This is a genomic window from Citrobacter amalonaticus (assembly GCF_018323885.1).
In the GTDB taxonomy this organism is placed as follows: Bacteria; Pseudomonadota; Gammaproteobacteria; order Enterobacterales; family Enterobacteriaceae; genus Citrobacter_A; species Citrobacter_A amalonaticus.
Genome location: NZ_AP024585.1, coordinates 2,316,221 through 2,332,185 on the forward strand (window position 1 = coordinate 2,316,221; position 15,965 = coordinate 2,332,185).

The 15,965-nt window shown below is 53.7% G+C and carries 14 protein-coding genes; 3 read left to right on the forward strand and 11 right to left on the reverse strand.

Features of this window, described 5'->3' with window-relative positions; translation table 11 throughout:
* Window positions 1-59 precede the first annotated feature (59 nt).
* Genes fdnI through fdnG form a run of 3 tightly spaced genes read right to left on the reverse strand, consistent with a single transcriptional unit; the run spans window position 60 to window position 4,654 of the window.
* Window positions 60-716 carry a formate dehydrogenase-N subunit gamma gene (fdnI, locus tag KI228_RS10895; RefSeq protein ID WP_043000691.1) on the reverse strand — a complete coding sequence of 219 codons (657 nt, stop codon included), beginning with the start codon at window positions 714-716 and terminating at the stop codon, window positions 60-62.
* Entirely contained in the window at window positions 709-1,593 is an 885-nt protein-coding gene (gene fdxH / locus KI228_RS10900) for a formate dehydrogenase subunit beta (protein ID WP_043000690.1), read from the reverse strand. Before fdxH ends, fdnI begins: the two co-directional genes overlap by 8 nt.
* Before the next feature lie 13 nt (window positions 1,594-1,606).
* Complete coding sequence (gene fdnG / locus KI228_RS10905) at window positions 1,607-4,654, reverse strand: formate dehydrogenase-N subunit alpha (RefSeq protein WP_141227522.1); 3,048 nt, start codon at window positions 4,652-4,654, stop codon at window positions 1,607-1,609.
* A 235-nt stretch (window positions 4,655-4,889) separates the two neighbouring features.
* Here fdnG and yddG point away from each other — a divergent pair, with 235 nt between their 5' ends.
* From yddG to KI228_RS10920, 3 genes are all read left to right on the forward strand, one after another.
* The gene (yddG, locus tag KI228_RS10910; protein WP_044257934.1) at window positions 4,890-5,771 is read left to right on the forward strand and encodes an aromatic amino acid efflux DMT transporter YddG; all 882 of its coding nucleotides are present in this window, start codon (window positions 4,890-4,892) and stop codon (window positions 5,769-5,771) included.
* 546 nt (window positions 5,772-6,317) lie between these two features.
* Entirely contained in the window at window positions 6,318-7,394 is a 1,077-nt protein-coding gene (gene ompC, locus KI228_RS10915) for a porin OmpC (RefSeq protein ID WP_044257932.1), read from the forward strand.
* An 87-nt stretch (window positions 7,395-7,481) separates the two neighbouring features.
* Entirely contained in the window at window positions 7,482-7,922 is a 441-nt protein-coding gene (locus KI228_RS10920; RefSeq protein ID WP_043000687.1) for a GFA family protein, read from the forward strand.
* 1 nt (window position 7,923) lies between these two features.
* On the opposite strand, the gene KI228_RS10925 is transcribed toward KI228_RS10920, so the two are convergent.
* From KI228_RS10925 to KI228_RS10960, 8 genes are all read right to left on the reverse strand, one after another.
* Window positions 7,924-9,411, reverse strand: coding sequence for an MFS transporter (locus KI228_RS10925; RefSeq protein ID WP_061070114.1), 1,488 nt, complete (start codon window positions 9,409-9,411; stop codon window positions 7,924-7,926).
* Window positions 9,412-9,622: 211 nt separating this feature from the next.
* Window positions 9,623-10,396: a 1,6-dihydroxycyclohexa-2,4-diene-1-carboxylate dehydrogenase gene (locus tag KI228_RS10930; RefSeq protein WP_061070113.1), complete on the reverse strand. Its 774-nt coding sequence runs from the start codon at window positions 10,394-10,396 to the stop codon at window positions 9,623-9,625.
* Between the two features lie 9 nt (window positions 10,397-10,405).
* Complete coding sequence (gene benC, locus KI228_RS10935; protein WP_141227523.1) at window positions 10,406-11,422, reverse strand: benzoate 1,2-dioxygenase electron transfer component BenC; 1,017 nt, start codon at window positions 11,420-11,422, stop codon at window positions 10,406-10,408.
* 9 nt (window positions 11,423-11,431) lie between these two features.
* Window positions 11,432-11,917 carry a benzoate 1,2-dioxygenase small subunit gene (benB, locus tag KI228_RS10940; protein WP_044328245.1) on the reverse strand — a complete coding sequence of 162 codons (486 nt, stop codon included), beginning with the start codon at window positions 11,915-11,917 and terminating at the stop codon, window positions 11,432-11,434.
* Window positions 11,911-13,299 (reverse strand): Rieske 2Fe-2S domain-containing protein, encoded by a 1,389-nt coding sequence (locus KI228_RS10945; protein WP_104010311.1) that lies wholly within the window; start codon window positions 13,297-13,299, stop codon window positions 11,911-11,913. Before KI228_RS10945 ends, benB begins: the two co-directional genes overlap by 7 nt.
* Window positions 13,300-13,421: 122 nt before the next feature.
* Window positions 13,422-14,348 carry a catechol 1,2-dioxygenase gene (gene catA, locus KI228_RS10950; RefSeq protein WP_043000681.1) on the reverse strand — a complete coding sequence of 309 codons (927 nt, stop codon included), beginning with the start codon at window positions 14,346-14,348 and terminating at the stop codon, window positions 13,422-13,424.
* 65 nt (window positions 14,349-14,413) lie between these two features.
* Window positions 14,414-14,704, reverse strand: coding sequence for a muconolactone Delta-isomerase (gene catC, locus KI228_RS10955; protein WP_141227524.1), 291 nt, complete (start codon window positions 14,702-14,704; stop codon window positions 14,414-14,416).
* A gap of 12 nt (window positions 14,705-14,716) precedes the next feature.
* Window positions 14,717-15,868: a muconate cycloisomerase family protein gene (locus KI228_RS10960; protein WP_224267579.1), complete on the reverse strand. Its 1,152-nt coding sequence runs from the start codon at window positions 15,866-15,868 to the stop codon at window positions 14,717-14,719.
* Window positions 15,869-15,965 lie beyond the last annotated feature (97 nt).

The following is a 15,965-nucleotide window of genomic DNA, read 5'->3' on the forward strand; positions in this document are numbered from 1 at the left end:
GTTTTTATGGCAAAAAAAAGGCGCTACCTGCGTAGCGCCTTCATCTGCTGAAAAAGGAATTAGTTTAGCCCTTCTTCACTCTCTTTTTTCGCTTCTGCTTTCTCGATATCACGGTACCAGCGCGGGTGGTGCTTCTTCGCCCAGCGGCGACTCACCTTCCCTTCAACCATCCCTTTAATCGATCCTTTCACCCAGAATGCCATGTACATATGAATGAGGATGGCGTGGATCAAAATGATCCCTGCCGCTGCGTGGATCAGCAGGCTGTAACGCACCACCTGCATCGGGAAATACTGCGCGAAATACGGACGCCAGATAATCACGCCGGTCACCAGCAGCACAAAAATCATGCTCATGATCGACCAGAACATCATCTTCTGCCCGGCATTATATTTGCCGACATCCGCCACTTTGTGTTCGTTGCCTTTCAGCACTTCGACAATGTTTTTCAGCCACGGTATGTCTTTCTTGTCCGGGATGTTGTGGTGAACGAAGCGGACAAACATGAACATCAGCGCGATAAAGATCGCCACGCCAAAGAACGGGTGCAAAATGCGTCCCATCTGCGGCGTACCGAAGGTTTGCGTCAGCCATTGCAGCGTCGGGAAGAAAAATGAAATCCCCGACAGCGCGACCAGGAAGAAGCAAATCACCACCGTCCAGTGACAGGCGCGATCGATGAACTTCGTGCGCACAATCATTTTCGATTTACTCATGATGGTCCTCCTCGTCATCGTCCACTTCTTTGTTCGGACCTATACCGATGTAGTGATAGATCAGCCCGGCAAAGGTGGCGATAAATCCGGCGGCCGCCAGTGGCTTCAGCGCCCCTTTCCACAGATTGATAGAGGTGTCGACTTTCGGCTCGTTCGGTAAACCGTGGTAGAGCTCCGGCTGATCCGCGTGATGCAGGACATACATCACATGCGTACCGCCAACGCCCTGAGGGTTATAGACACCAGCATGTTCGTAGCCGCGCGCTTTTAGCTTCGCGACGCGCTGCTCGCCCATTTCCAGCATCTCTTGTTTGGTGCCGAAATGAATCGCCCCGGTCGGACAGGTTTTGACACAGGCCGGTTCCTGACCCACGCTGACGCGATCGACGCAGAGTGTACATTTATAGACGCGGTTGTCCTCTTTATTAAGGCGCGGAATATTAAACGGACACCCGGCGATGCAGTAGCCACAGCCAATGCAGTGCTCGGACTGAAAATCGACAATCCCGTTGGCATACTGGATGATTGCACCTGCAGACGGGCAGGCCTTCAGGCAGCCCGGATCTTCACAGTGCATGCAGCCGTCTTTACGAATCAGCCATTCCAGTTTGCCGTTCTGTTCGGTTTCGCTAAAACGCATCACCGTCCAGGACTTGGCGCTGAGATCGGCGGGGTTGTCGTACACCCCGACACAATGTCCTACCTCGTCACGGATATCGTTCCACTCAGAGCAAGCCACCTGGCAGGCTTTGCAGCCCACACAGGAGGAGACGTCAATGAGCTTGGCGACCTCGGCTTTGTAATCACGCGCCTGCGGTGGCGGCGTAATCGTGTTTGTTGCGGACCGTTTGATGATGTCCTGCGTTTCCAAAGACATATGCTCGCCCCCCTTACGCCTTCTCGATGTTAACTAAAAACGCTTTGTACTCCGGCGTTTGCGAGTTTGAGTCACCGACGTTTGGCGTCAGGGTGTTGGCGATATAGCCTTTACGCGCCACCCCTTCAAAGCCCCAGTGCAGCGGGATCCCGACGGTTTCAACCTCCTGACCGTTGACGTGCAGCGTACGCAGACGACGTGTCACCACCGCAACCGCACGAATGAATCCGCGCTTGCTGCTTACCTTCACGTAGTCACCGTTGCCAATGCCTTTGGCGGCGGCCAGCGTTTCGCTGATCTCCACAAACTGTTCCGGCTGCGCGATAGCGTTCAACAGCGCGTGCTTGGTCCAGGTGTGGAAGTGTTCGGTCAGACGATAGGTCGTTCCGACATACGGGAACGCGTCCTTCTTCCCTAAGCGCAAGACGTCATCTTCATAGATGCGCACGACCGGGCTGGACACCACGTTCGGATGCAGCGGGTTAGTACCCAGCGGCGTTTCCATTGGTTCGTAGTGTTCAGGGAACGGGCCTTCCGCCAGTTTATCAAGGGCAAACAAGCGCCCCAATCCTTCGGGCTGCATGATAAACGGGCCGGTTGCGCTGCCCGGAGGCGCGGTGTTGAAGTCCGGGATATCGTTACCCGTCCATTTCGCCCCGTCCCACTGGATCAGCATGCGTTTCGCATCCCACGGCTTACCGTTGATATCCGCTGAGGCACGGTTATAGAGCACGCGACGGTTCAGCGGCCATGCCCATGCCCAACCCAACGTGTTGCCCAGCCCTGATGGGTCGGCATTATCGCGGTTGGCCATCTGGTTGCCCTTCTCCGTCCAGCTACCGGTGTAGATCCAGCAGGAAGACGAGGTCGTACCATCATCACGCAGTTGCGCGAAGCTGGTGAGCAGTTGCCCTTTCTTCGCAATCAGCACGCCGTTGGCGTCATAGAGATCGGCTAACGCGTAGCCGTTGTTCTCTTTCGCCACTTCTTCTGACTCTGGGTGATCCGGCTGTTTGTAGTCCCAGCGCATTTTCAGCAGCGGTTCCACACCTTTACCGCCTTCTGTGCGATACATTTCGCGCAGACGATGGAAAAGCCCGGCCAGAATTTCACCGTCGTTACGCGCTTCACCCGGTGCATCCTGACCTTTCCAGTGCCACTGTAGCCAACGCCCGGAGTTGGCAATGGAGCCATCTTCTTCAGCAAAACAGGTGGATGGCAGGCGGAACACTTCCGTCTGAATGGACGCCGGATCGACATCGTTCGACTCGCCGTGGTTCTGCCAGAAGGTTGAGGTTTCAGTCACCAGCGGATCGATCACCACCATGTACTTCAGCTTGCTCAGGCTGCGAACCACTTTGTTTTTGTCCGGGAAGGACGCAACCGGGTTGAAGCCCTGACAGATGTAGCCGGTGACTTTCCCGCTATCCATCATGTTGAAGTATTTAATGACGTCGTAGGCCTGATCCCATTTCGGCAACCAGTCAAAGCCCCAGTCATTCTCTTTCTGCGCATCATCGCCGTAGAACGCTTTCATCAGGCTGACGGCAAACTTCGGATAGTTGCTCCAGTAGTTCACCTGATCCGCCAGCGTGGCTTTCGGCGTGTTGGCGTTCAGCCAGGTCTGCCAGTCGCTCTGCTTTTCCGACGGCAGCGTCAGATAGCCAGGCAAACTGGTGGAAAGCAGTCCGAGGTCAGTCAGCCCCTGAATATTGGAGTGACCACGCAGGGCGTTCACGCCGCCGCCGGCCATCCCCATGTTGCCGAGCAACAGTTGGATCATCGCCATCGTGCGGATGTTCTGCGCCCCGACCGTATGTTGGGTCCAGCCCAGCGCATACAGGAACGTGGTTGTACGATCCGCCGCACTGGTGGAGGCCAGCACGTCACACACTTTCAGGAAGTCAGCCTTCGGCGTCCCGCAGATGTTCTCGACGACGTCCGGCGTATAGCGGGAAACGTGCTGTTTCAGCAAATTCCATACACAGCGCGGATGCGACAGAGTGTCATCGCGTTTGGCATAGCCGTTTTCATCGAACTGGTAGTTCCAGGACGACTTATCGTACTGCCGCTTTTTCGCGTCATAACCGCTGAATAAACCGTCATCAAAGGTAAAATCATCCCGCACCAGCAGGCTGGCGTTGGTGTAATGCCTGACATATTCGGCGTTAATTTTGTTATTTTCAATCAGATACCGCAGCACACCGGACAGGAACGTAATGTCCGTGCCGGAGCGAATCGGCGCATAAATATCCGCAACCGAGGCGGTACGGGTAAAACGGGGATCGACAACAATCAGCGTGGCGTCATTGTTGTTCTTCGCTTCCATCGCCCAGCGGAAACCCACTGGATGGGCTTCAGCGGCGTTACCGCCCATCACCATCACGACGTTGGCGTTTTTGATATCAACCCAGTGGTTGGTCATCGCACCGCGACCAAATGTTGGAGCAAGACTTGCTACCGTTGGTCCGTGTCAGACGCGCGCCTGGTTGTCTACTGCCAGCATGCCGAGTGAGCGCACAAATTTTTGCGTCAGCATGCCGGTTTCATTACTGGCGGCGGAGGCGCAGAGCATCCCCGTGGAAAGCCAGCGGTTTACCGTTACGCCCTGTTCATTTTTCTCGATAAAGTTGGCGTCGCGGTCGGTTTTCATCAGTTTTGCAATGCGGGTCAGTGCTTCATCCCAGCTAATGCGTTGCCATTTGTCGGAGCCGGGTGCACGGTATTCCGGGTAGCGCAGACGGTTTTCGCTATGAATGTAATCCAGCAGACCGGCGCCCTTCGGACACAATGCGCCACGGCTGACCGGATGATCCGGATCCCCTTCGATATGATAAAGCGCTTCTTTGGCGTTTTTTGCTCCATCTCCCAGGCTATACATTAATAGCCCGCAACCTACGGAACAGTATGTGCAGGTGTTTCGGATCTCTTTCGCGCGCAACAGTTTATAATTTCGCGATTGAGCCAGTGCCATTTTGGGCGTAAATCCCAGCGCAGCAACCGTTGTTCCAGCCATACCGCCCGCGCAGATTTTAAAAAACTTTCTGCGGCTGACGTTCATTGCTTTCCCTCTTTTTCCAGAGTTGTCATGTCGCCGAGGAAACTAACAGCAATACCCATATTTTTTTTGAGTCAAATCAATAACGAAACGGTTCCGCTACTAAATAGTCCCAATTGTCGGTTTTATATACCACTAAGGTGGTAACCCCTCTTTGGATTCACCTGGATAATTTCGCTAAAAAAGTGCTATATATTTCGACTTCTTTTTAGATAAGGCATGGGAAACGGCAAACGGAATGACGAAACAAAAAGCAACGCTGATTGGACTTATAGCCATTGTGCTGTGGAGCACCATGGTAGGTCTGATTCGCGGCGTCAGTGAAGGACTTGGGCCAGTCGGCGGTGCGGCGGCAATTTATTCATTAAGTGGACTGTTACTGATATTTACCGTGGGATTTCCCACTATCCGTCGTTTTCCTGTTGGTTATTTAATCGCCGGTAGTGTGCTGTTTGTCAGTTATGAAATATGTCTGGCGTTATCGTTGGGCTATGCCGCCACACGTCATCAGGCGATTGAGGTCGGTATGGTTAATTATTTATGGCCAAGTCTGACTATTTTATTCGCGATTCTGTTTAATGGTCAAAAAACCAGCTGGATAATCGTTCCTGGATTACTGCTCGCGATAACCGGTATTTGTTGGGTGCTGGGGGGCGAAAATGGTCTGAATCCAGGGGAAATTATCAGCAATATCACCAGCAGTCCATTGAGCTATTTTCTCGCCTTTCTTGGGGCATTTATCTGGGCGACCTACTGTACCGTAACCAATAAATATGCGCGTGGATTTAATGGCATCACGGTTTTTGTTTTACTGACCGCACTCAGTTTGTGGGTCCACTATTTTCTGACGCCGCAACCTGAAATGGTGTTCAGTACACCGGTGGTGATAAAACTGGTCTCTGCCGCCCTGACATTGGGCTTTGCCTATGCGGCCTGGAACGTGGGAATTTTGCACGGGAATGTCACCATCATGGCGGTTGGTTCGTATTTCACTCCGGTGCTGTCATCTGCGCTGGCAGCCGTGCTGCTGAGTGCCCCGCTATCGTTCTCTTTCTGGCAGGGAGCCATTATGGTCTGCATCGGTTCTCTGCTCTGCTGGTGGGCCACACGCCGCGCATAACACTCTACCGGGTTGGTACGCTTTCTGGCCCGGACTTCACCTTCGCGCGACAAATCGTCACTCGTTTATTTTTAGGATATTCATTTTTTGTTAGAAAATTCTTATTTTATTTTTCTACCCACTCAACCATAACTGTATTAATCAATGGAATCGGATTTATTTATTTCATCTTTGGTAAGAGCGTTAACTCTTTAACTTTATGTTAAATTTATGCTAACAAGACGCTAATAAGACAGTGAGTTACATTGTGTGACAATTATTAATCCGTATATAGTACACATTGTTAACTACCTCAATTAATAACCAATTACGCGTATATAGTCCCCTGTGAAAATATTGCATGAAAGGTAATTTCTAAGAATATCTGCGACTCAGATTTGACTTAAGGCGATCTGGATCACACAAATAGAAATAATCTGCAATTACATGAAACTTATTATTGAATTGATACTGCTGCGTAATTTAAAAATAGCTTGCCATTGATTAAATGATTCGATCGACAATGGTTCAGGAATCACACCAAGAAAATTATAAGGATTGTTAACAATGAAACTTAAATTAGTTGCAGTGGCAGTGACTAGCCTGTTGGCAGCAGGCGTCGTGAATGCGGCAGAAGTGTATAACAAAGACGGCAACAAACTGGATCTGTACGGTAAAGTTACCGCTCTGCACTACTTCTCCGACAATGACGGCGATGATGGCGACAAAACTTATGCACGTCTGGGTTTCAAAGGTGAAACGCAGATTAACGATCAGCTGACCGGTTTCGGCCAGTGGGAATATGAATTCAAAGGCAACAACGACGAAGCGAATGGCAACAAAGGCAACAAAACTCGTCTGGCGTTTGCTGGTCTGAAATTTGCTGAGTTCGGTTCTTTCGATTACGGCCGTAACTATGGCGTTGCTTACGACGTTGGCGCATGGACCGACGTTCTGCCTGAGTTCGGTGGTGACACCTGGACCCAGACTGACAACTTCATGACTGCCCGTACCACTGGCGTTGCAACCTACCGTAACACCGACTTCTTCGGTCTGGTTGAAGGCTGGAACTTTGCCCTGCAGTATCAGGGTAAAAACGATCGTGGCGACGAAGTTAAAGCGAACGGTGACGGCTTCGGTCTGTCCACCAGCTATGAGTACGAAGGTTTTGCAGCAAGCGCCGCTTATGCGAAATCTGACCGTACTGATGACCAGGTTGCTTACGGTAACAACAGCCTGAATGCTTCCGGCGACAACGCTGAAGTGTGGGCTGCTGGCCTGAAATATGATGCAAACAACATCTACCTGGCAACTACCTACTCTGAAACTCGTAACATGACGCCGTTCGGTGATGATCACATCGCGAACAAAACTCAGAACTTTGAAGTTGTTGCTCAGTATCAGTTCGACTTCGGTCTGCGTCCGTCCCTGGCTTACCTGAAATCCAAAGGTAAAGACCTGGGTGCATGGGGCGACCAGGATCTGGTTGAATACGTTGATGTTGGCGCAACCTACTACTTCAACAAAAACATGTCTACTTATGTTGATTACAAAATCAACCTGATCGACGAAAGCAACTTTACTCGTGCTGCTGGTGTAGGCACTGACGACATCGTTGCCGTTGGCCTGACCTATCAGTTCTAATTTTTTAGAATTGAGCTGTACAAAAGCCAGCCCACGATGGGCTGGTTTTTTTTCCCCCGAAATCGAATCGGTCATAAGGAGAATGCCGTGCAAACCTATACAGGACGTTGTCTCTGCGGGCAGAGCCATTTCACCGTCGACCTCGAATCCCTCGATGTCTACGCCTGTCACTGTACGATTTGCCAGAAATGGTCCGGTGGGATCGCGATGTATCTGGAAGCCTGTGGGCAGCCGATGATGGATGCCGATGCATCCGACCCGGCGCATTTTGCATCGTCGCCACGCGGGGAACGGTATTTTTGTTCCGGCTGTGGATGTCCGTTGTGGATCAAGTTGACCGACACTGAGCGCTACTTCATTCCCTGGACGTTGCTCGAATTTAACGAGGTCGATCGTCGTCGTCTGATCCTCGCCGCTGAGATTTATACCGAAACGCAACCCGCATTCTGGCGGCTTACAGGTCAGTACGCTCGTCTGAGCGGCAAGGAAGTGGAAGAACTGGACAACCGCTGCCAGTTCACCTACTGAGTTACTCGCGTGCGGCCTTCGCCAGACTGAACCACATGCCGACTGCCAGCAAAATCAGCATGCTCCCGGCGCTGCTTAATGCCACGCTATGCGACCAGGTAAAAGCCTGCTTCGCGGCCAGCAGAACAGGATCCGCCAATGCCGAGGGAAGCGACTGCGCCAGTTGTACCGCTTCACCCATTGAAGACGAGGCACGTTCCATTTCTCCGGCGTTCAGACCGTCAGGCAGCACAATCGACGCAGAGAAACTGCGGCTGAGCAACAGACCAAAGATAGCAATTCCCAGCCCCGCCCCCAGCTCATAGGCCATCGTTTCGATCGCCCCGGCCGCTGCCGCTTTCTCAGCTGGCGCCTCCGCCATGATCGCCGCCGTTGAGGCCAACAGCGCGCTGGCGGCACTGAATCCCAGTAGCGCCATTAACATCCAGGCCTGAATTTGCTGGGTACTGAAATCCGTTGCCGCCAGGCCATAGAAACTCAATGCGCTTAGCGCCATTCCGCCGGTTGCCACTTTCCGCAGCCCCAGTCGTGATACCAGCATCCCGGCAATCGGGCCGCTAAACCCACTGGCCAGCATCACTGGCAGCATAAACAATCCAGCCTGATACGGCGTTAAGCCATGAACAAACTGCAATTCCTGCGCCATTAACAGCTCAAAACCGACCAGTGTAATCATCGCTGTCATCGCCATCACCACGCCGCTTAAGATAATACGATGGGTGAACAGGCGCATATCAATCATGGGACGACTCGCCGCCAGCTGAATGCGGACAAACTGCGCCAGCAACAGTGCGCCGCTCACCAGCGCCAGCGCGATAACGCCGGTGGCTATGTGCCCTTTCAGCGCCGTTTTCGCACTGTAAACCAGCAGCAAAATCGCGACAATCAGCATAATGGCATGTCCCAGATTGAGCGACTGATCGCGACGTCCGGCCTGACGCGGAACATAGCGCGCAGTGAGCGCCACCACGACAAGTACAATCGGCACATTGATTAAGAACACTGAGCCCCAATAGAAGTGCTCAAGCAGCATGCCGCCCACCAGCGGGCCGAATGCCGCCCCGCCAGACCCCACTGCCGCCCAGACGCCAAGCGCCATGTTGCGATGGCGTGCTTGCGAGAAGGTGGCGCGGATCCCGGCCAGCGTCGCCGGTACGATCATCGCCGCGCCAATTGCCAGAATGGCCCGAGTGGCGATCAGCCAGCTGGCGGTGTGGGCAAAGGCGGCAGCCAGTGACGCGAGACCGAACAGCGTCCCGCCGAGGATCAGCAGGCGCTTAAAGCCGATGCGATCGCCGAGCGCGCCCATCGGCAGTACCATCCCTGCCATCACCAGCGAGTAAATATCAATGATCCACAACAGCTCGTTGCCACTGGCAACCAGCGTCATACTCAGCGTGGGTGCGGCAACATGCAGCACCGTTGCATCAATCGCAACAGGAATGTAGACCAGCACAATAATCACTAACGTTAACCACTGACGAAACATAAAGCTCCCTGTAAATACAAACTGGACACATGTCCAGCTTCCACGATCCTACGGAAAATTGAACGTATGTCCAACTTTTTGTTCAGCTACGTGATTATCGAAGATGAGGGTTATTGAATCTGTGAATGATTTTGACGTCGGTGAATGATGGCAATCCAGCGGAATAAAACAGCAAGCCGACCTCCCGTGTCGGCTTACGGGCAGAACAACATCAGCCGAGATCGCCTCCGGCGACCGGTAAGATGACGCCGGTAATATAGCTGGCGTCATCGCTGGCGAGGAACAGGATCGCATTCGCCTGCTCCGCCAGCGTTCCATAGCGGTGCATCAGACTGCTGTCGATGGTCTGATCAATCACCTGCTGATACCACGCCTGCTCCTGGGCGGACGGCGTTTCGTCATTACGCGGAACGAGACGCGCCGGGGCGTCGGTCCCTCCGGGTGCCACCGCATTGATGCGAATACCGCAGCCGCTGTATTCCATTGCAATCGATCGTGTTAGCGCGTTGACGCCGCCCTTCGCGGCTGAATATGGCACGCGGTTTACCCCGCCTGTGGCAACAGAAGAGATATTAACAATACTGCCGCGCCCCTGTTTCAGCATCCACGGGAGCGCTGCGCGGCAGCCCCACAGTGTCGGAAACAGCGAACGACGGATCTCTTTCTCAATCTGATCCGGCTGGTATTCGGCAAACGGTCGGGCCCAGATAGTCCCGCCGACGTTATTGACCAGCACGTCCAGTTGTCCAAAATGCGCGACGCCTGCGGCAAAAACCTGTTCGGTGCTTTCCCATTGTTCCAGGTCCGCTTCCAGCGCCAGCACCTGACACCCACCCGACGCCAGCGTTGCCGCCAGTTCATGGACGTGGCGGGAACGATCGATAAGCAACAGCCGCGCCCCTTCTTGCGCGGCCTGAATAGCGGTCTGGCGACCAATTCCCTGCGCCGCGCCGGTAATGGCCACAACTTTATCGTTAAATCGCATAGAGGCTCCTTACGCCGCCGCACTCTGGCTGGCGATAAATTTTTCGTACCAGAATCCGGCTGGCGTAATGCCCCGCTCGCGTAACGCCGTGGTGATGGCATTGACCATCGGCGGCGGACCACAAAGATAAATATCCACATCGCCCTGATTGAGCATCGCCTCGCTAAGATGATCGGTGACAAACCCGCGCTGTGGACAACCACTTTGCGCGTCGGCGACAACCGGTAACCAGCGGAAGTCAGCCAGTTTCTGCTGAAAGGCGTCCAGCGCGTCGGTTTTGACCAGGTCGACATCATAGGTCACGCCATACAGTAACGAGATCTGACGCTGGCTCCCCTGCGCAGCGAGCGTTTCCAGCATGGACAGCATCGGGGCCAGTCCGGTACCGCCAGCCAGCATCAGCACCGGGCGTTCGCCGTGGCGCAGATAAAAATTGCCCATCGGACCGCTAAGCGTAACGGTATCACCGGGTTGTCCGCGCTGGGTCAGCCACTGACTCATCAACCCACCGGGCACATTACGGATCAGAAAGCGTCCTTCGTTACTGCCCGGCAGCGAACTGAATGAGTAGGCACGCTGCTGCGTCGTCCCCGGAACCTGAATGTTGATGTACTGCCCGGAGAGAAAATGGAGCGCGGTATCCGGGCGTACGATCAGTTCAATCGCGGTGTCAGAGAGCGCATTGATCGCCAGCACATCTGCATGCGTCGTCGTGATGCTGGTTTTACACTGTGCCGCAGCGACCGGCACGTCAATGACACAGTCGCTGGCGGGGATCATCTGGCAGATCAGCACCTGTCGTGCAGTGGCTTCATCCTCGCTCAGCGCCTCTTCCAGAAAGTCCTCTCCCAGCGCGTAATCGCCGCTGGCGCAGTGGCATTTACAGGTGCCGCAAACGCCGTCGGAGCAATCCATCGGCAGGTTCACCTTCTGCCGGTAAGCGGCATCCAGCACCTTTTCACCGGCGTTGCATTGAATAAAACGGGTGATGCCGTCCTCAAAATTGAGGGCAATTGTAAAACTCATAAGCACCTCTTAAATATGGTAAACGTCAATCACCTGACGGATATAGTCGTTATTGAGTCGCACAGTTTTCCGCGTGATTTGCGGCTGGCCGTCCTGTTCAACCAGCGTGCAGTGTGTGGTGCCGAAGTAGGCATCGGTATGCTGATAACGGTGGCTGTAAGTGACCCAGTTGTAGCGCACCTCGATGCCGCCTTCTTTCTCGCCCAGCAGTTCGATGTTGCTGATCATATGCGTGGTACGCGGCTCCGGGGTGCTGGCGCCGGAACGTTCGGTTTTGATGCGGTACACCCGATCTTCCAGTCCGTCCCGGTTGGGATAATAGATAAGCGAAATCTCCCGCTGTGGGTCGCGGGTGGTTTTATCATCATCGCCCCAGGCGGGCATCCAGAAGACTACCTTCGGGCTATAGCAGTTGAGCCACGCGTCCCACTGGCGATCGTCCAGCAACCGCGCTTCGTAGTAGAGAAACTGGCGAACCTGTTCAAGCGTTAACATCCGCCCACCTCCACGCGTTGCGTAATCGACTGTTCATATTGCTGCTGTTCTTTTTCCACCGCTGCGAGCATCAGGTTTTGCCAGTGATGATGATGAGCGATGTAGAGCGCCTCATCTTCGGACTTCACACCACTCAACAGCGGTCTGAATCCTGCCTGTTGCGCATGTTCATCCGGACCATCTACCCAGTGCAGCGCGCCGCGACTGAGATCGCTCCACGCCAGATTTTCTCCCAGATAGCCGCGCTGGCAGGCGCTGAACTCTTCCAGATCGTCGGGGGTTCCCATCCCGCTGACGTTAAAGAAATCCTCATACTGGCGAATGCGTAGCGCGCGAGCCTGGTCAGATTCGCCTTTAGGCGCAAAGCACCAGATCGTCACTTCGGTTTTATCGACCGCGATGGGGCGAATCACGCGGATCTGCGTGGAAAACTGATCCATCAGGTACACGTTGGGATAGAGACACAAATTCCGTGTCTCATTGACCATCTGGTCGGCACGATTTTCACCAAATTCCGCCTTTAACCGCTCACGATGATCGTAAACCGGGCGGACTTCAGGGTTCATCGCCCGCGTCCACAGCAGCATATGACCGTGTTCAAACCCGTAACCACCGCCGAGACTCTTAGACCAGCCGTTGGCATCCACCGTCCGCGTGCCTTCCGCTTCGTAATTACGGCGCGACATGGTTGAGGCATAATTCCAGTGCACCACGCTGACGTGATAGCCGTCGGCCCCGTTTTCCGCCCCCAGTTTCCAGTTGCCTTCATAGACATAGCTGGACGAACCTTTCAGGACTTCCAGCCCCTCGGGAGCCTGATCGACCATCAGATCGATAATTTTGCTGGTCTCGCCGAGGTAGGTTTCCAGCGGCAGCACATCTTCACTCAGACTACCGAACAGAAATCCGCGATACGAGGCAAAGCGCGGAAGCGATTTCAGATCGTGCGACCCGTCATGCCTGAATGTCTCCGGATAACCACCGGTACTTTCATCTTTCGCCTTCAACAGTTTGCCGTTATTACTGAAGGTCCAGCCGTGAAACGGACAGGTAAAGGAGTTTTTATTTCCCGTCTTTCGTCGACATAACATCGCGCCACGATGCGCACAGCTATTAATAAGCGCATGCAGTTCGTTCTTTTTATCGCGGGTAATTATGACCGGTTGACGTCCCAGGGTCAGCGTAAAATAATCACCGGGTTCCGGGATCTGACTTTCATGCGCCAGAAATACCCAGTTCCCTTCGAAGATATGTTTGAGTTCCAGATTAAATAACTGCTCATCGGTAAATATAGAACGATGGCAACGATAAATATGATTATCACGATCCACAATCAGAGCCTGCGTGATTTTATCTTTTAATGCCGAGAGCGTTTTTTGCATGAGTGTATCCCTCCTGCATAATTCAGGATGTATATACCCGTCATACTTCAAGTGGCAGTTGTGTTGGCTGCGCTCAAATTATGTAGGGTATAAAACGATATGGGTCAGACAGGCGTCGCGTATTATTCCTGAGCGCGCAGTCGGGTAATTCGTTGTTCTTCTTCAGCACGTTGCGCCGCGCACAGCGTAAAGTCGAAACAGACTTCTGTATGTTCACCGGCAAGGTCGCGTTGCTGAATCAACGCCGGATCGCTGATTTTCACCGGGTCGGCAATCAGACCATCACGGGTAGCGAAGGCGAAATCATCCCACAGATACTGGTCACCGTTCAGGTTGATCTGACTGGTCAGGTGCTTAAAGCCCGGCGCAGAGACAAAGAAGTGGATGTGCGCCGGGCGGTTGCCGTGGCGGCCCAGTTGATTGAGCAATTTCTGCGTCGGGCCGTCCGGCGGGCAACCGTAACCCGAAGGCAGAATACTGCGCACGCTGTAGCGCCCTTCAGCGTCGGTACGAATGCGACGGCGCAGGTTGTAGTCGCTCTGGCTCTGATCGAAGAAAGAGTAATTGCCCAGCGTGTTGGCATGCCAGATATCGACAATCGCCCCGGCCACCGGTTGTCCGTGTACGTCCTTGACCTGACCGTGCAACCACATCACTTCGCCAGCATCTTTGCCGTCATCCATCCGGGCATAGCCATCAGCCAGCGGTGCGTTAGCCACATACAATGGCCCTTCGATGGTACGCGGGGTACCGGTCTCTGATGACTGGCGGGATTCGATCGCTTCCTGGCGCAGATCGAGGAAGTGTTCCAGACCCAGACCGGCAGCAAGCAGGGCCGCTTCCTGACGTCCGCCCAGTTCATGCAGATAATTCACCGCATGCCAGAATTCTTCCTGCGTGACATTATAATCATCAATAAGGGTACAAATATCACCGAGCAGGCGGTGAATAATCGATTTAAAACGTTCATTCCCTTCCGGCCCATTTAATCCGGCACCTTCACGCAATAATTTCTGTACGTCATCTTGTTGGATAAAAGAATGGCTCATAATGCGTCTCGCTTATTATTGTCTGTAGGGTTATGCCGGATCATTTCCGGCATGCGGTACTGATATTATCGGTCGTTATTCTGAATAGACGATGGATGGCGGCACAGCGCTTCGATACGAATATCCATGAATGGATATAACGGCAGTGCCATTAATATCCGGTGTAATTCTTCGGTATCATCGACATTAAAGATACTGACATTGGCGTACTGTCCTGCAACGCGCCAGATATGTCGCCATTTACCGTCTCGTTGTAACTGTTGGGAATAGGCTTTTTCCCGTAATTTAATCTCTTCAATTTCATTCGCCGGCATTCCGTAAGGAATCTTCACGGTCATATCCACTTTAAATAACATTTGTCTCTCCTGTTATTCCCGACGCTTGCGGGCATAAAACTGCAGTTTTTCCTCATCCAGTTCGACTCCCAGTCCCGGTGCTTGCGGCAGCGTGACACAACCATCGGCGAAGGAGAGCGGAAAGCTGACGATGTCATCTTTTAACAGCAGCGGGCCAAACATCTCTGTGCCCCACTGCAACGGCAGAGTTGACCATGCATGCAGTGATGCCACCGTACCCACGGTACCTTCGAGCATCGTGCCGCCGTACAGTCCGATTCCTGCCGCCTGTGCAACGTGCGCCAGTTTCAGCACGCTGGCCGGTCCACCGGCTTTGGCAATCTTCAGCGCATAGGCGCCGCTGAACCCCTGCTGCGCCAGACGATAACCGTCGAAATGGCTGGCAACGGATTCATCCGCCAGGATCGCTGCGTCACTGCGATGACTCAGGCGAACCAGCGCATTGTTGTCTTCGGCGCTCACCGGTTGCTCAATCAGGTCAACGCCCATGGCCGCCAGTTCCCGACATCCTTTTGCCGCTGAAGTGGCATCCCACGCCTGGTTGACGTCAACACGGATGCTGGCGCGATCCCCCAGCGCTTCCACAATGGCACGGGTATGACGCAGGTCGGTTTCCAGCTCCCGGGCGCCGATCTTCAGCTTAAATGCCCGATGCCGCCCGGCATCCAGCAGCCGCTGTCCCTCGGCAATATCGTTGTCCGTGTTGCCGCTGGCGAGCGTCCATAAGACCGGCAGGACGGTATTCAGCGCGCCGCCCAGCAGTGCGGAAACCGGCAGTCCTAACGCTTTTCCCTGGGCATCCAGCAGCGCGGTTTCAATAGCCGATTTGGCAAAGGTGTTGCCTTTGATTGCACTGCGAATACGCGACGTCAGCGCATTCAGATTCCCGGCAGGCTGGCCTTTCAACAGAGGTGTGAAATAGTGCGTAATCGCGGACTGAATCGCCTCCGGACTTTCCACCCCATAGCTCAGACCACCAATAGTAGTGGCTTCGCCAATGCCGCAGATCCCGTCTGAACGTGTGATCCGGACAATCACCAGCGTCTGGCACCCCATCGTGGTCATGGAAAGTTTGTGAGGCCGAATCGTCGGGACATCAACCACCCAGCTTTCAATATGTTCAACGGTCGCAGTCATTCGTTTCTTCCTGAGCATAAATATCATTACTTTTCGTGCCACCGGTGATAACCCACGGTGACGATGCTTTTGACAATAGGTGTGTGCTATGGAGGTGGTCAACGGCGATAATCGAAATGTTGTG

Bases quoted from the DNA above. Each gene is read 5' to 3' on its own strand.
- fdnI (WP_043000691.1), bottom strand. From the start codon at position 716: ATGAGTAAATCGAAAATGATTGTGCGCACGAAGTTCATCGATCGCGCC.
- fdxH (WP_043000690.1), bottom strand. From the start codon at position 1,593: ATGTCTTTGGAAACGCAGGACATCATCAAACGGTCCGCAACAAACACG.
- yddG (WP_044257934.1), top strand. From the start codon at position 4,890: ATGACGAAACAAAAAGCAACGCTGATTGGACTTATAGCCATTGTGCTG.
- ompC (WP_044257932.1), top strand. From the start codon at position 6,318: ATGAAACTTAAATTAGTTGCAGTGGCAGTGACTAGCCTGTTGGCAGCA.
- KI228_RS10925 (WP_061070114.1), bottom strand. From the start codon at position 9,411: ATGTTTCGTCAGTGGTTAACGTTAGTGATTATTGTGCTGGTCTACATT.
- KI228_RS10930 (WP_061070113.1), bottom strand. From the start codon at position 10,396: ATGCGATTTAACGATAAAGTTGTGGCCATTACCGGCGCGGCGCAGGGA.
- benC (WP_141227523.1), bottom strand. From the start codon at position 11,422: ATGAGTTTTACAATTGCCCTCAATTTTGAGGACGGCATCACCCGTTTT.
- benB (WP_044328245.1), bottom strand. From the start codon at position 11,917: ATGTTAACGCTTGAACAGGTTCGCCAGTTTCTCTACTACGAAGCGCGG.
- KI228_RS10945 (WP_104010311.1), bottom strand. From the start codon at position 13,299: ATGCAAAAAACGCTCTCGGCATTAAAAGATAAAATCACGCAGGCTCTG.
- catA (WP_043000681.1), bottom strand. From the start codon at position 14,348: ATGAGCCATTCTTTTATCCAACAAGATGACGTACAGAAATTATTGCGT.
- catC (WP_141227524.1), bottom strand. From the start codon at position 14,704: ATGTTATTTAAAGTGGATATGACCGTGAAGATTCCTTACGGAATGCCG.
- KI228_RS10960 (WP_224267579.1), bottom strand. From the start codon at position 15,868: ATGATATTTATGCTCAGGAAGAAACGAATGACTGCGACCGTTGAACAT.